This window comes from Neisseria sp. P0021.S006, assembly GCF_051956895.1.
On sequence record NZ_JBQCWZ010000922.1, the window covers coordinates 1 to 580 of the forward strand.

The 580-nt window shown below is 51.2% G+C and carries 1 pseudogene; it reads left to right on the forward strand.

The annotated features are described in order from the left end of the window. Positions 1-580 (forward strand): annotated as a pseudogene (locus ACTHUM_RS17915) (acyl-CoA dehydrogenase family protein); the annotation flags it as partial.

The following is a 580-nucleotide window of genomic DNA, read 5'->3' on the forward strand; positions in this document are numbered from 1 at the left end:
CACCAATCCCCCAACCAAGCGGTTAAAGACGAATATTTGGCCGATATTCTGCAGGGCAAAGTTTTGGCCGGTACGGGCATGTCCAATACCGTCAAACACCTTGCCGGTATCGAAAAACACAACTTGCAAGCCGAGCGCGTTGAAGGCGGCTACAAAGTCAACGGCGCTTTGCCTTGGGTATCTAATATCGGCGAAGACCACATTTGGGCAAATACCGCCCAAATCGGCGACAGCTATGTGATGTTTATCACCGGCGGCCAATGGGAAGGCGTTACCTTGCAAGATTGCCCTGAGTTCTGCGGTTTGGAAGGCACGCGCACTTACAGCCTGAATTTTAAAGATGTGTTTATTCCCGATGAAGATGTGATTGCTTCGCCTGAGCAGTTCCAGTCTTATATTCCAACTATTAAAGCCGGTTTCATCTTGCTGCAAATGGGTATCGGCGCCGGTGTGATTGACGGTGCGCTCGGCATTATCCGCATGGCCAATGTGGTGAACGCAGAAGTGAACGCTTACCTCGACCACAGTTACGATGAATTGAAAGCCGCTTTGGACGGCGCATGGGCGGAAACCGAACGTC